The sequence below is a fragment of the Streptomyces sp. NBC_01390 genome (assembly GCF_045040105.1).
Taxonomy (GTDB): Bacteria; Actinomycetota; Actinomycetes; order Streptomycetales; family Streptomycetaceae; genus Streptomyces.
In genome coordinates this window covers 2066395-2080439 of sequence record NZ_CP109551.1, presented here as the reverse complement: position 1 = coordinate 2080439, position 14045 = coordinate 2066395, and the positions used below count along the sequence as shown (strand labels likewise).

Here is a 14045-nt window from a genome sequence, read left to right as displayed (position 1 = left end):
AACACCCGGAACAGTGGAATCCGGCGCCACCCCGAGGCGACACTCGGGCCCTCGGCCTGCACAGCCTCAGCCCACAGCACGAAAACGGCCCACCGACTCGGTCAGCGGACCGTCACGAAACTTCGAGGCTAATCACGAGTCGTACGGTTCGCAACTCTTGGCAGTTACTTACCATCCCCCAAACCGCCCTGAACAATCATGAATCAACCACTCCACCTCTTGACGAAAAAGATTGGAGCATCCCCCGCAGCCGTCGACGATCAATAAAGGGTTGACACCGGAAGGCGGACTGATGGAGAATTCCAAATGATCACTGTTGCGTTCACGGCAACGTCCACCCCGGAAACGGATGGAACATCAGCGTGGGTAGTGAAACTGGGGAATTCCGCGAATTGTTGCTCCGTGGTCACACTGAAGGACCTTTCCCGTTGACCTGGGGGCAGGGCAACATGTGGGACGGAGTCGTCGCGTTGGGGTCGGCGGCGAGCCGGTTGAATATATGCTTCGCCTTCCCGATTCAAGGCTCCCCGCGTATTGATGATGCACTTTTACGCATCAAAGCCCTGCTGAGCTTGTTCGACATATTTAGTGTCGTCTTCTCGGTGGAAGGTGTAACACAGACATTTCGCGGCGAAGTGGTTGTACCGGTACACGTGGGCGAGACGCCGCCCGACCGGGTACTGGCGGAGAGTGCGTTCCATGTGCGCCCGGAGCCCCTTCACCGTGACTTCCTGCACCAAGCGTTCGGCATGCACGAGGCCCCGATACGCATCGAACTGCTGCAACGCGGCGGATCCGTCACGCATGTGGTCCTGACGCTTTCTCATCTGGCGTTCGACGGCGGCGTCCATCGCCCTCTGGTACGCCAGCTGCGGAGCGCCGTCGAAGGTCTCGGGCTGCCCCCCTCCGTGATGCGGACGACGGATCTGCTCGCCTACGAACGGTCACCGGAAGGACTTCGGCAGAGTGACACGGCCATCAACCACTGGCTGCGCGCGGCGACGAGGCTGCCAGAAGGCCGCGGCCTCATGTCGATGGCACCGGGCGACTTCTCGGTCACCACGATGCGCTCTCACAAGGCGGCGGTCGCAGCTCAGACCCTGTCCGTCAGGAGTGGGGTGAGCCCGAGTGGCATTTTTCTGGCTGCCTTGTCGAAACTCATTCGCCGGCATCTTGCACGCGACCTCTCGGCCATGCTTCTGGTTTGCAACAACCGCCGACAGCGGGGGCTCATGGACTTCGTAGGCCAGACCCTCGGGAACGGTCTGATGGTCATTCCCCGGGACGAACTCGATGGCGCTTTCGTTCCCTACGCACAGAACGTCTACGCGCAGGCGATCTCCGCCTACCGTCGAGCCCGGTTCGACACCCTGAGATGGCGCGGCGTGCTTACCGAGCTTTCCGCGCGAGGCCTTGCTACTGATCTGTCGTACTACTTCAACGATGTGCGGACGGACCACCGCTCGTGGTCAGGTCTGGAAAACCGGGTGGCGGAGCTGAGCGGCAGCGGATCAACCACATCGATCGCGACCACGTCCCGACGGAGCATGGGTGACGCCACCTTGTTCGCCAGTCTGGGAAGTATCGGACAGGACTGCGTGATCGATCTGGCCTGCGACGACAGATGTGTCATGCCGGGCGAAGCAAGCGCCCTGCTGGAAGCGCTGGAGACATTTCTCGTCGAAGCCGCGCTGGCCCTCTGACCGAATCGCCCGGCAGCCGGGCGGGGTCGACAGCGGCGGACCCCGCTTCGTACGTGCTCACTCAAGCTCCGTTCCGTATCGGTCCTATCCATAGGGGAGATCGTGCGAACCATGTCGCCGTCACTCAGTGTTGTCGTGCCCGTTTTCAACGTCGAGCACTATGTTTCCGCATGCCTGGAATCCCTGCTCGACCAGCATCTCACCGACGTCGAGATCGTCGTAGTCGACGACAGCAGTACGGATTCCAGCGGACGGATCGCCGAACGATGGGCGGGGAGAGACTCGCGTATTCGCGTGCTCACTCAGCCTCACGGCGGACTGAGCGCCGCCCGCAACACCGGCGTCCAGGCAGCGCAGGGGCGGTATCTGGCGTTCTGTGACGGTGACGACGTCGTACCCGCCACGGGCTACGCCTCGCTCGTCGCCTCCCTCCAGTCCACAGGATCCGCGATCGCCTCGGGGGACGTTCGCCGGCTCGACAGCAGCGGTGTACGACCACACCCGGGATACCAGGACGTGTTCGCTCGCCACCTGCGGCGCACTCACATACGTCGGCACACCGCGCTCGTACGCGACCGCATGGTGTGGAACAAGGTCTTCCGTCGCTCGTTCTGGGACGAGCACGAGCTCACGTTCGCCTTGCCCGCTTACGAAGACGCCCCGGTGATGCTGCGTGCGCACATCGAGGCCTCCGCCGTGGACGTGCTGCCGGAGGTGGTCTACTTCTGGCGCATCCGGGAGAACGGCGCACCTTCCATCACGCAGCGGCGCCACGAGGCGTCGAACATCACTGCCTGCATGCGCATGGTGGTGGACACCTTCGACGTCATCCGGACGAGCGCGGCCGAACTCGTGGCCCCGTACGCCGACGACATGTGCCGCAACGACGTGCGGGACATGCTCCGCGCTCTGCATCTGCACGATGACGACGCGCTGAGTGACGCCCTGTCCCTCGCGCGCACCTTCGTGACGAGCCTTCCTGCCGATGTCGTCGACGCGCTGCCGGCGAAGGACCGCCAGCTCATGATCCTGCTGATCCAAGGCGATCTGTCGCGGCTAAGGAATCTCGTGGACGCGCCTTCGAAGTCGGCCACCCGAACCAGTGTGTGACCTCACCACGTCATGAGAGAGCGTCCATGAATTCTGCATCCGCCGAACCTGCCGTTCAATTCTACCAGCGGCCGTACGGCACTCAGGAACTGCTGACGCTGAACACGGAATGCACTGTCAAATTCATCACCGTCGACCCGAGGCAGCACATCGGTCTTCACCGCCACGAGAAACGCGACGAGTGGTGGACCGTTTTCGACGGCCCGCTCGACGTGAGGGTCGACGGACGAGAGTGGACGGCCGCCCCCGGTGAGCGGATCTGGATTCCCCGCGGCCTGACACACCGCATCGCCAACAACGGCCGGTCTCCAGCCCGATTCCTGGAACTGGCGTTGGGCTTCTTCGACGAGAACGACATCGAACGCCTGCCCGACGAGTGCTGCACGCAGAGCTGAAGGAGAAGAATCCCAGTGAGAGCTGTCCCAACCCTCGAATGGTCCGCCCTCGACGACAGAGCGGTCAGCGTGAGCCGTGTGCTCGCGGCCGACGCTGTCGAGCGCTCAGGCGGCGGTCATGCGGGGACCGCGATGTCGCTCGCGCCGGCGGCGTACCTGCTGTTCCACCGTCTCCTGCGGCACGATCCGTCGGAACCGGCCTGGATCGGCCGCGACCGGTTCGTCCTGTCCTGCGGCCATTCCAGTCTCACGCTCTACATCCAGTTGTTGCTGTCGGGATACGGACTGACCATCGAGGACCTGGCGGCGCTGCGCCGGTGGGGATCGCGCACGCCGGCGCACCCAGAGTTCGGCCACACTGCCGGAGTGGAGATGACCACCGGGCCGCTGGGCCAGGGCCTCGCCACTGCGGTGGGTATGGCCATCGCAGCGCGCAAGCAGCGCGGACTTTTCGATCCGGACACGTCGGCTGGCGAATCCGTCTTCGACCACACCGTGTGGGTCTTCGCCGGGGACGGTGACCTGGAGGAAGGCGTGACCGGGGAGGCGTCCTCCTTCGCCGGTCACCAGAGACTCGGCAACCTCGTCGTGCTGTACGACGACAACCACATCTCAATGGAGGGCGACACGAACGTTGCCTTCAGCGAGGACGTCTTGGCGCGCTATGCGGCGTACGGCTGGCACACGCAGCGCGTCGAGAACATCAACGACGTGCACGCGCTGCATGCCGCCATGGTCGCGGCACGCGAGGAGACCGGCCGACCGTCCATCATCGCCGCCAACTCGGTGATCGGGTGGCCCGCCCCGAACGCCCGGGGTACCGCGAAGGTGCACGGCTCGCCCTTGGGAGACAGCGAGATCGCGGCGACCAAGCGTGTGCTGTGCCTGCCGGAAGACCAGGAGCTTCACGTCCCGCAGGACGTCGCCGCGCACACCCGTCAGCTCGCCGAACGCAGCGGCAAGGTGCGACGGGAGTGGGACCGCCGGTTCGAGAAGTGGCGCGGCGAGCGGCCCGACGCGGCGGAGCTCCTCGATCGCATGCTGGCGCGTCGGCTGCCCGACGGATGGGCTGCGGAGCTTCCGTCGTTCCCGGCCGGCCACGCTGTCGCGACCCGCAGGGCATCGGGTGTCGTACTGAACGCGCTGGCGGAGTCGCTGCCCGAACTCTGGGGCGGATCGGCGGACCTGGGCCCTTCCAACTTTACGGACATCAAGGGCGCCGACAGCTTCCTGCCGCAGGAGTACGGCGGGTCGCCCTACGGCCGCAACCTGCACTTCGGTATCCGTGAACACGCGATGGGCTCCATTCTGAACGGAATGGCGCTCTACGGGTTCCGCGCCTACGGCGGCACCTTCCTCGTCTTCTCCGACTACATGCGTCCCGCCGTCCGCCTCGCGGCGCTCATGAAGCTCCCGGTGACGTACGTCTGGACACACGATTCCATCGGCCTCGGCGAGGACGGTCCCACCCACCAGCCGATCGAGCACGCAGCCTCGCTGCGCGTCGTACCGAACCTCGATGTCGTCCGTCCGGCCGACGCGAACGAAACAGTTGTCGCCTGGCGCACCATCCTGGAGCGGCCCGACCGCCCTGCTGGACTGCTGCTGTCCCGGCAGGATCTGCCTGTCGTCGACCGCAACGCCCACGGAAGCGCCGAGGGTGCCGCGAAGGGCGCTTATGTGCTCGTCGAAGCGTCTACGGGTTCGCCGGACGTGATCCTCATCGGCACCGGGTCCGAGGTTCACCTCGCGATGAGGGCCGCCGAACTGCTTGAGGCCGAGGGCATTCCCACCCGTGTCGTCTCGATGCCATGCGTCGAGTGGTTCAACGAGCAGGAGGCCGTCTACCGAATGACGATCCTGCCGCCCGGCGTCAAGGCCCGGGTCTCGGTCGAGGCCGGCGCCGCGATGGGCTGGCGTGAGTTCGTCGGCGAGTACGGCGAAGTCATCGGCATCGACCACTACGGCGCCAGCGCGCCGGGCGAGGTCCTCTACGAGCAGTACGGCTTCACCCCGGACCGCGTCGTTGCGGCGGCCCACGCCAGTCTTGCTAAACCACGCATGGTGGCACACGGCGCCACTGACTGATGAGCAGGCCGGCGTGAACCAGTCCAATAAGAGCCGGACTAAACGCATTGTGCCCTGCATTCGGCGCACACGGTATTTCCATGACGGAGAGATATGATAGCTGAGAACGGTATCGGACTGATTGACGAGATCGATGAGATGAACTCGAGGATATCCACTCTGAGTGCGCGAGAATTCGAAGTGTTTCGCCTGGTCGCTACCGGCATGACAAATTACAGTATTGGCGCGAAGCTGAAGATTTCTGAGAGGACAGCCAGGGAGCACATCGCGCGCATCATGCTCAAGCTCAGGGTGGGCTCCCGGGTTGAAATAGCTGTCATCGCCACCAAATGGGACCTGCTCAAAGTGATCGCGGCGAACGCGAGCGGGTGATCACATACACCCTCGACGATCCAGACCGGCCGACCAGGAGGCCCGTAGCCGCAAGGGAGACCCATGCCGTCAGTGCTCGCGTCCGACCGCGCCATCGTCAGTGCCGCATGTCTGACGCCGTGGGGAGAGGAGGCATCCGGTGTCCCGGGGGCGGCTCCCAAGGAGTTGCCCAAGATCTCCGGGTTTGCGATCTCACGCTTCGGTCCGCTGGTGCACGCGGCGGCGTCGGCGTGCCTGGGACCTGCGGACGCCTCGGACGGCCACGTCGGACGCTTCGGAGCGAGGACCGCGATCGTGCTCGCGACCATGTACGGCGACGTGGTGACTGTGGACACCGCGACCCAATGGACGGTCGCGGGCAAACTGTCCAATCCCCTGATGTTCTTCCAGTCGGTCAGTACATCGATCCTCAGCCATCTGACCCGGCGTTACGGCATTTACGGGCCGCTCACCTGCATCTCGGCGGTTCCTGACCCGGCCGGAGACGCCCTCAGAGTTGCCGACGCGCTCCTGGACGACCCAGAACTACACCAAGTGCTCGTGATCGGGGTGGAGATCGAGCCCAACGAACGGGTCCGCCGCGTGAACGAGTTGACGGCGGCGGCGGGCTGGAGGTTGCGGCTGCCCGCCGGAGACGCCGCGGCCGCGATCCTGCTCCGTCGGATCGAGACCGACACGGGAGCAGCACGGCTCACGCTCTCGGAGAAACCCCTCGCGACGACCTGCGGCATCAGCGGGAAGCCGGCTGTGCCGCTCGGCTGGCTCAGCAACCTCATGGAGTTGTGCGCAGATGCGGGCACTGGGCGACAGGAGGCCTACACCTACGAACTCTCCTCCGTGCACCGAGATCACTCGGTCACGACCCCTCACGCCTGACCCGGCCTATCAGACAGGGAGAACCAAGATGATCACTCTTGAGAACGTCCAGGACATAGTGGCTGAATGTATGAGGATGCAGGACGGGGCGGGACCCGACGAGCCCGACGAGCCCGCGGAGTTCGACGTCGACAGCCCTCTCGCACTCGATTCCTTCACGCTGGTCTGGATCCTGCACCTGCTGGAAGAGCGCCATGACTTCGAGATCCCGCCCGAGCGGTTGGACAGCTCCTCCTTCAGGTCGGTGAGGGCGTTTCACGGGTATCTGGCCAAGGAGTTCCCCGATCGCGTCTCCCTGGAGGGCTGATGGCCGTCACCGGCTCGCCCTCCTGGTGGGGGGAAGGGCTTGTGGGACGACGGCGTGACGACGAGGTGTGGGCTCTGGCCGATCGCTCCGTCACCTACGGGGAGTTGCGTGAGAGAGTCGGAGTCCTGGCGGCGAGGATGGCCGCCGAGGGGGTCGGCAGGCGTTCCTCCGTGGCCTTGTACATGCCGCCCAGTGCCACCCTCCTGTACGCCATGCTCGCCGCATGGACCCGCGGGGCGCAGGTCATGCTCATCGATGTCCGGTCGACGGCCTTTGAAGTCGATCGCCTGTTGCGTATCTGCGAACCTGAGTTCCTGCTCTCCGCGCGGCCCGTGAATCCGATGACCAGATATCTGGTCGAGGATGTGCCGTTCACCCTGGAGCGTCGCCCGACAGGTGCGTCGGCCGTGTCGGATGTCTGTCTCATCCAGGTGAGTTCAGGGTCCACCGGCGAACCGAAGATCATCGGCCGTACCGCCGCCTCCCTGCTTGCCGAACTTGAGCGATACGCCGTGCTGGAGGGCATGCCGGGGGCCGGGGAGCGCGTACTTCTGCTGAACTCCGTCATCCACACCATGGGCCTGGTCGGAGGCATACTGCACGGTCTGAACTCCGGGGCGCAGATGGTGTTTCCGTCCCATATGCGGGCCGACACTCTGGTGGAGACCGCACGGGCGACGGAATCGAGCGCGATCTTCGGCGTACCGGTTCACTTCGCCCTGCTCGCCCGCTCCTCACCGGGCGCCGTCCCGTCGCTGCGCCTGGCGGTCTCTGCCGGTGAACTGCTGCCCCTGGGCATCTGGACCCGGTTCCGTGAGCGGTACGGGCTGCCGATCAGCCCGGTGTACGGCACGACCGAGACCGGCATCATCGCCGCGGATCTCACCACGGGTTCGGAACCTCCCGTGGTGGGAAAGCCGACGGCCGGCATGGAGGTTGATGTCGTGAAGGGAGAGCTCCGCGTTCGCATGGAATCCACGCCGTACCTCTGGTCGGACCGTGCTGACCGATTCCGGGACGGATGGCTCCGGACGTTCGACCGGTGTGACCGGGATTCAGCGAGCGGAGTTCTGACGTATCGCGGCAGGGCCGACTCCGTGGTCGCGATCGGCGGACTGAAAGTCGACTTGACGGAGGTTGAGCAGACGCTTCTCCTGCACCCGCGTGTACAGGAAGCTGTGGTCGTCTTCGGTGACGTCATCGAAGCGTATCTCGGAGGCGACGCCGAACTCACCGCAGGCGACGTCGCGGACTGGTGTCGACTCCGTCTCGCCGAATTCAAGATACCCAAGGTCTTCCGGCTCTCCGGAGCGGTGCCTCGCAACGCGAACGGCAAGGTGATCCGCAACCGGGAAGTCCTTCTACGGCAAAGGGATAGCGGTGCGAACGCTCGTCATTGACAACTATGACTCCTTTACCCACAACCTCGCCCATTGCATAGGAACCATCAACGCGGCCGCTCCGACCGTCATCAAGAACGATGACGTGGGCTGGGACCGTTCGTTGCTCGACGACTTCGACAACGTCGTCATCTCTCCGGGCCCGGGCAATCCTTCGGAGGCCGAGGACTTCGGCATCTGCGCGGATGTCATTCGCCACGCACAGATTCCGGTGCTGGGTGTCTGCCTCGGCCACCAAGGGATATGTCACGTCCATGGTGCCCGGGTCATCCCGGCCCCGGAGATCTTCCACGGCCGTGAGTCCCTGGTGAGGCATGACGGAGACGACCTCTTCAGGGGTGTGCCCTCGCCGTTCACAGCGGTCCGCTACCACTCCCTGGCGGTGTCGGACCTGCCAGACGACCTCGAGGCCATCGCCTGGACGGAGGACGGGGTCCTCATGGGGGTCCGGCACCGGAGCCGCCCGCTGTGGGGGGTGCAGTTCCATCCCGAATCGATCGGCACGGTTCATGGGCCGCGCATACTGCGCAACTTCATGCGGCTGACCCATGCGGCGAGCCGGCCGCACGGGACCGGAGTCCAGCGGCACCGCACCGGCCGGCGCGTGGCAGTGCGGAGACTTCCGTTCGCGGTTTCGGCCGAGCGGGCGTTCGCCACGCTCTATGCCGAGAGCCGGCAGGCCTTCTGGCTCGACAGCAGCGGTACTGGTGAACGAGGGGGGCGGTTCTCCTTCATGGGAGACGCCGGCGGACCGCTGGCCCGGGTCGCCGAGGCTGAGGCCGACTGCAGACGTACGGTCGTGACCTCCGCTGTGGGCCGAGAGGTTGTCGAGGGTCCGTTCCTCGACTGGCTTGACAACGACCTGCGCGCTCACCGGGCCGAAGCGCCCGAGCTTCCGTTCAACTTTGCCTTGGGCTGGGTCGGATACCTCGGGTACGAACTCAAAGCGCAGTGCGGCGGGGAACCAGCGCACCGCTCCCCCCACCCCGACGCGGGCATGATCTTCGCAGACCGTGCCGTCGCGTTCGACCACGAGTTGGATGAAATCCATCTTCTGGCCCTGGTGGACGACAATGAGGCCGCGGCGACGGAGTGGTTCGAACGAACCCACCGCAGCCTGGAAGAACTGGCCGCGCCAGCGTGCGCCCACTCCGACGACACGGCCACGCTCTCCGGATCGCCGGGCACGCTCGACGAAAGCAGGCTACGGCACGGTAAAGAGCGCTATCTGGAGTTGATCAGCGCGTGTCACAAGGAGATCTCCGCCGGTGAGTCGTACGAGATCTGCCTGACGAACATGCTGTACGGCTCTGGCACATTCAGCCCCTGGACCGCCTACCAGCGTCTGCGCCGTCAGAATCCCGTACCTTTCGGCGCCCTGCTCCGGTTCGGGCCGCTGTCGGTGCTGAGTTCCTCACCCGAGCAGTTCCTGCGAGTCGGCGCTGACGGTGCTGTGTCATCCAAGCCGATCAAGGGCACGCGCCCGCGGTCACCGTTCGCTCCCGAAGACGAGCGGCTGCGCATCGAACTCGCGAACGATCCCAAGGACCGCGCGGAGAACCTGATGATCGTGGACCTGGTCCGCCACGATCTCAGTCAGTGCGCTGAGGCCGACTCGGTGAGGGTCGATCGACTCTTCGAGATCGAAAGCTTCGCAACCGTGCACCAGTTGGTCAGTACGGTGCATGCGCAGCTCCGGCCGGACCGCACCGCTGTGGACTGCGTTCGCGCGGCGTTCCCGCCCGGGTCCATGACGGGCGCGCCGAAGATTCGCACCATGCAGATCATCGACAGGCTGGAAGAAGGGCCCCGCGGGATCTACTCGGGTGCCTTGGGCTACTTCTCGCTGAACGGGGCCGCGGACCTCAGCGTCGTGATCAGGACGATCGTCATGACCGAGAACGCGGTCTCCTTCGGAACGGGAGGAGCCATCACCACGCTCTCCGACGCTGACGCTGAGTTCGAGGAGACCGCGGTGAAGGCGGCGGCCCTGCTCAACCTCTTCGGCGTGGAGTTTCCCGCGACCGCATGTGACGCAGGGCCCGACAGATGATCGAGACGATCCTGCCCACCGTGGTGGCCGCCGAGGAGGCGTTCACCAATCTCCTCGGTGTGACGCTGTTCCCCGAGGGGTAAGCGGTCTTAGCCTGAGCCGCCGAGGGGCGACGGCGTGAGTTCGCCATCGTCCGTGCCTGTGCGCGAGCCGCACTGGCCCGGATCGACGTGCCGCCCGGGCCCGATCCTGCCCGGGCGGCACGTCGCCCCCCGGTGACCGGCTGGCGTGGTCGGAAGCATGACTCACTGTGGGGTCTGTCAAAAGAGCGTGTAACTGCGGTAGTTGGGGCTACTCGGCGCTGGGCCAAGCTGAAGAACAGGTCGTCGAACCGGGCCGCGTAGTCCTCCAACGGTCCCGGCGCAGGCGGACACGGATGGCGAGAGGTCATCTTCAGCCCCCAGCAAGCGAGTTGACTCCTGCCACCGACCTACGACCAACCCGACCTGCCGTCAGCCCACGCCACCACCGAATTTAACGAACTACCGGTAGCGATCGTGCCGTCCGGTCGGCGAACCGCTCGCACCCTGCTGAATAGATACGACGGATCGTCATGAAACCGGACGACAAGCGACTACACCGAAGCCCTGCCCCGGCCCATTCTCGCCATGTGTGGATATGCGCACCAAGTGGCGCAGAAGGAACCATCGAGATTCGTCTCCAGGACGCGGAAGAACCGCTCGTCCCGCATTCCCGTGAGGAGTGTGCTGCCCGCGATCCCCGCATTGTTTACCAGGACCTCGACGGGACCATAGAGGTCGCGAGCCTCCTTGAATGCGGCGGCTATCTCCTGAGGATTGAAAACGTCCACTTGATCGCATGAGCACCTGGCGGAACATCGGAGCCGCGCTGGACGACAGCGACCCGGCCCCCCTGCTTGAGAAACGCTCTGGAAATGGTGGCGCCTATGCCTGCGACTGCCGCCAGTTACGAGTACCAATCGCATGCTTGCAGCTGCCTCTCCGGATGCCAACTGATTCATGGGAATCCTGAGACTCTGGCGCCGTGTCGGGTCGGTCGTCTACAGTGCAATTGATTCTGCCCGTTGTCGAGGTCATTGGCGTAGCTATCGGAGGTTATCAGCGTGCAAGAGGTCGTTGTCACGGGGTACGGCGTGTTCACGGCGTTCGGATTCGGCAGCCAGACGCTCAAGGAGAATATATTCTCCGGAGAACCGGCCTTCACGAAGGTCCAGCGGTTCGACGCGTCCCCCTATCGGGCGCAGTACGCCGCCGAGTACCCCGGCCCATTGTCCCAATTGACCGCACTGCGCGAGTGTGTTGACGAAGCGCTTTCCAAGGCAGGTCAGAACGGGGCGGACGCACCCGTTTTGCTGGGCACCAGTGGCGAGCATGCGGCAAGCATGGACTTCTGGTCCGTTCACGCCGCGGGCAATCCAGCTGGCGGAGCCGGATTGATGCATACCTTGCCGGGGCTGCTGCCAGAGATCATCGGGGATGAATTCGGTCTCGGCCGGCCCCGTTTGGCGTACGTGAACGCCTGCGTGGCGGCAACCAACGCGATCGCGTACGGAGCGCATCTCATCAGCACTGGAAGGGCCCATTCCGTGATCTGCGGAGGGGCGTACGTGGTCAACGAAGACATTTTCGCCAAATTTGACTCGGGTCAAGCCCTCACCCCCGAGGCCCTGATGCGGCCTTTCTCCGTGGGTAGGAAGGGGCTCCTGCACGGCGATGGCGCCGCGGTCCTCGTGCTGGAGTCCGCGGAGCACGCACGGCGGCGTAATGCCGTCTCGTACGGCACGATCCTGGGCTGGGGCCTCGCTGCTGAGGCCCACCATCCCGTACAGCCGCACCCCCAGGGTCGCGGCCTTGCCGCCGCCGCACAAACCGCCCTCCGGCGCGCTGGTGTCACCGCCGAGGAGATCGGATACGTCAATGCGCACGGTACCGGCACACCGCGCAACGACCCTGCCGAGTCACTGGCACTGCACCAGGTATTCGGTGACGGTGCCAGTACAGTCCCGGTCAGCTCGACCAAGAGCATCACCGGCCACATGCTGGAGGCGACCGGAGCCGTCGAGGCCGTCATCACGCTCCTGGCGCTGGAGGAGGGACTGTTGCCCCCCACCGCGGGCTTCCTCGAAGCGGACCCCGAATGCCCCGTCGACTGCATTCCCCACACCGCGAGGCCCTTGCGGGTCTCCCGAGCCCTGTCGCTTAACGCCGCGTTCGGCGGCGCCACCGCGGCCCTTGTACTGGGCGCTCCGCAGCCCCTTTGACCGCTTGGCCGAGTCATCGTCAGCCGGGGTGACGGGTTCGGCTCACCCGCATGAGGCTGGTGAGCGCGGGACGGACTCCTCGGTGCAGGACCAGGGGCGCGGGCATGGAGTCCGATGATCCCAAGCGCCAGAAAATCTTTCGTGGCGAGGAATTGGTGGGCCATTTCTCCTCGTCCACGAGCCCCCACCGCCGCAAGGTGGTGAGGAAGAAGGGGTCTGCGGCCACCCACCTTTCCTCCTGTTTGAGCTCCAGCCAATTGTGTACGGTGGGGAAAGGCGTACCGACGAAGTATCCCGAAGCGGGGCGTGCCTCAAAACCCGTCGAGTCGGCAATCCGGATCAGGTGCCTGGTGGCAGACCTGCAGTCGGCGAGCAGTGTTTCGGTGAGGAATCCGTCATCCCGTGCCAGCTCGGGTGAGATGCGGTGATATGTGAGTGTCCGGGCCGCGTCGGCGACCACATGGAAGGGATCCCCGAACACGTATTCATCGTCCTCGAGCGGGACTTCGATCTCCAGCGATCCGGCGTCGGGAATGTCTCGCGCACAGTCTCCGGAGACCGTCTGCAGCTGTGGGCTGGCGGAGAAGGAACAAACCCCCTCGTGGCCTAGTTCTGGGCACCGCCAGGACACGTGGATTTTACAGACTGATTCTTCCTCGGTTCGGGGCCTCGTGAGGTGGCGAGGCCACATACGCATGGCCAGCCAGTGCTTCGAGGGAAGACGGAGCGCCACGCTGATGTTTTCCAGGTCCAAGCGGTCGAAGCGGGCAGCCTCGCTGGCCCCTTTATGTGGCAGACCCAAATCAAGCAAGATATCGAGAAGGTCGGGGGAGATTCCGTGGATACGCTGTGCGTCCACGCTCGTGCTGTCCAGTCGGCGAAATGAGTTCGGGACTTTGAGTACCCTCTCCATGACGGTCTTGGTCACAGATGAATCCACTATGGCTTACTCCAACGTTTTAGGCCGGGCACCTGATGACAGAAATCCAACGCAGAGTTAACGGCGGCAGGTGCCGTGCAGTCAACCCTGGCGGGGCGCCGGCGATCCACCCGCCGACCGCAGGCTCAAGCGCGACGACTGGAACGTGCCGCGCACCGCGCGGATTCGGCGGGCAGGGCACCTGACCCGGCTGTTGTCCCGTGGCCGAACGGCCAGTAGGCACGGCGACGGCGGGAGGGAAGTATTGCCGCGTATGCCGACGAGTACGAGAGCGCCCCGCTACGGGAGGACACCATGGACCTAGGTTCCCTACAGCGAATCGCCTGGGACAACAAGGTACTGAAGGGCTACAACACCACCGACGTGCCCGTGGAGTTCTGCATGCTCCAGGAAAAGGCGGCCGCGGCCTTCACTGCCTGGCGGAAGGAGCAGGAGCCTCTCGGGGAGCAACTGGCCGACGTCGTGCTCTACGTGGCGAGCATCGCCGAGATGACCGGCCTTGATCTGCAGCACGAGGTCAAGACCAAGGTCGACAAGAACGCGGCACGTTCCGACTGAG

General features: G+C 64.8%; 14 protein-coding genes. 12 read left to right on the top strand and 2 right to left on the bottom strand.

Features of this window, described 5'->3' with window-relative positions; all coding sequences use genetic code 11:
- Positions 1 to 428 precede the first annotated feature (428 nt).
- From OG241_RS09350 to OG241_RS09305, 10 genes are all read left to right on the top strand, one after another.
- Positions 429 to 1703: a hypothetical protein gene (locus tag OG241_RS09350; protein WP_405775464.1), complete on the top strand. Its 1275-nt coding sequence runs from the start codon at positions 429 to 431 to the stop codon at positions 1701 to 1703.
- A gap of 111 nt (positions 1704 to 1814) precedes the next feature.
- Positions 1815 to 2813 (top strand): glycosyltransferase family 2 protein, encoded by a 999-nt coding sequence (locus OG241_RS09345; RefSeq protein ID WP_405775466.1) that lies wholly within the window; start codon positions 1815 to 1817, stop codon positions 2811 to 2813.
- Between the two features lie 26 nt (positions 2814 to 2839).
- Complete coding sequence (locus OG241_RS09340) at positions 2840 to 3208, top strand: phosphomannose isomerase type II C-terminal cupin domain (RefSeq protein WP_405775468.1); 369 nt, start codon at positions 2840 to 2842, stop codon at positions 3206 to 3208.
- Between the two features lie 15 nt (positions 3209 to 3223).
- The gene (gene tkt / locus OG241_RS09335) at positions 3224 to 5296 is read left to right on the top strand and encodes a transketolase (RefSeq protein WP_405775470.1); all 2073 of its coding nucleotides are present in this window, start codon (positions 3224 to 3226) and stop codon (positions 5294 to 5296) included.
- Positions 5297 to 5389: 93 nt separating this feature from the next.
- Positions 5390 to 5668: a LuxR C-terminal-related transcriptional regulator gene (locus tag OG241_RS09330; RefSeq protein ID WP_405775472.1), complete on the top strand. Its 279-nt coding sequence runs from the start codon at positions 5390 to 5392 to the stop codon at positions 5666 to 5668.
- 63 nt (positions 5669 to 5731) lie between these two features.
- Positions 5732 to 6544: a ketosynthase gene (locus OG241_RS09325; RefSeq protein WP_405775474.1), complete on the top strand. Its 813-nt coding sequence runs from the start codon at positions 5732 to 5734 to the stop codon at positions 6542 to 6544.
- Between the two features lie 28 nt (positions 6545 to 6572).
- Positions 6573 to 6851, top strand: a complete 279-nt coding sequence (locus tag OG241_RS09320) for a hypothetical protein (protein ID WP_405775476.1) — start codon at positions 6573 to 6575, stop codon at positions 6849 to 6851.
- A gap of 41 nt (positions 6852 to 6892) precedes the next feature.
- The gene (locus OG241_RS09315) at positions 6893 to 8251 is read left to right on the top strand and encodes a class I adenylate-forming enzyme family protein (RefSeq protein ID WP_405775478.1); all 1359 of its coding nucleotides are present in this window, start codon (positions 6893 to 6895) and stop codon (positions 8249 to 8251) included.
- On the top strand, positions 8232 to 10304 hold the full coding sequence (gene pabB, locus OG241_RS09310; RefSeq protein ID WP_405775480.1) for an aminodeoxychorismate synthase component I: 2073 nt from the start codon (positions 8232 to 8234) through the stop codon (positions 10302 to 10304). The genes OG241_RS09315 and pabB overlap by 20 nt, the downstream gene beginning before the upstream one ends.
- Positions 10305 to 10432: 128 nt before the next feature.
- Positions 10433 to 10648 carry a hypothetical protein gene (locus OG241_RS09305; RefSeq protein WP_405777753.1) on the top strand — a complete coding sequence of 72 codons (216 nt, stop codon included), beginning with the start codon at positions 10433 to 10435 and terminating at the stop codon, positions 10646 to 10648.
- Positions 10649 to 10878: 230 nt separating this feature from the next.
- On the opposite strand, the gene OG241_RS09300 is transcribed toward OG241_RS09305, so the two are convergent.
- Positions 10879 to 11250, bottom strand: coding sequence for an SDR family NAD(P)-dependent oxidoreductase (locus OG241_RS09300; RefSeq protein ID WP_405814763.1), 372 nt, complete (start codon positions 11248 to 11250; stop codon positions 10879 to 10881).
- Positions 11251 to 11388: 138 nt separating this feature from the next.
- Between OG241_RS09300 and OG241_RS09295 the strand changes: the two genes are divergently transcribed.
- Positions 11389 to 12546 carry a beta-ketoacyl-[acyl-carrier-protein] synthase family protein gene (locus OG241_RS09295; RefSeq protein ID WP_405775484.1) on the top strand — a complete coding sequence of 386 codons (1158 nt, stop codon included), beginning with the start codon at positions 11389 to 11391 and terminating at the stop codon, positions 12544 to 12546.
- A 19-nt stretch (positions 12547 to 12565) separates the two neighbouring features.
- On the opposite strand, the gene OG241_RS09290 is transcribed toward OG241_RS09295, so the two are convergent.
- Positions 12566 to 13474: a hypothetical protein gene (locus OG241_RS09290; protein WP_405775486.1), complete on the bottom strand. Its 909-nt coding sequence runs from the start codon at positions 13472 to 13474 to the stop codon at positions 12566 to 12568.
- A gap of 306 nt (positions 13475 to 13780) precedes the next feature.
- Here OG241_RS09290 and OG241_RS09285 point away from each other — a divergent pair, with 306 nt between their 5' ends.
- Positions 13781 to 14044, top strand: a complete 264-nt coding sequence (locus OG241_RS09285) for a hypothetical protein (protein WP_405775488.1) — start codon at positions 13781 to 13783, stop codon at positions 14042 to 14044.
- Position 14045 lies beyond the last annotated feature (1 nt).